General features: G+C 65.7%; 1 protein-coding gene. It reads right to left on the bottom strand.

The window, feature by feature from the left end:
• The coding region (locus tag AACR77_RS13050) for a hypothetical protein (RefSeq protein ID WP_042882033.1) at positions 1 to 210 on the bottom strand (210 nt) is incomplete at both ends.

Raw genomic sequence — 210 nt, 5'->3', positions numbered from 1 at the left:
CACCCCGTCCGCCGGACGGTCAAACTCGTAACCCACCTTGCCTGCGCTGATGTCGGCATCGGTCAGCACCCGGTCTGCCTGGCCGCTCACCTTGAGGGTGTCCCCGGCCTTGGCATCGCCCGGCAGGCTCACTGCCACGTTCACCTTGCCGCTGATCTCGGTGCGGTCGATGGTGCCGTCGTTGTTCACGTCTTCGGTGATGACCACGGT

The sequence above is a fragment of the Aeromonas sp. ZOR0002 genome (assembly GCF_963866995.1).
Taxonomy (GTDB): Bacteria; Pseudomonadota; Gammaproteobacteria; order Enterobacterales; family Aeromonadaceae; genus Aeromonas; species Aeromonas caviae.
The sequence above is the reverse complement of the archived record's forward strand: the minus strand, read 5'-3'. Positions and strand labels throughout refer to the sequence as shown.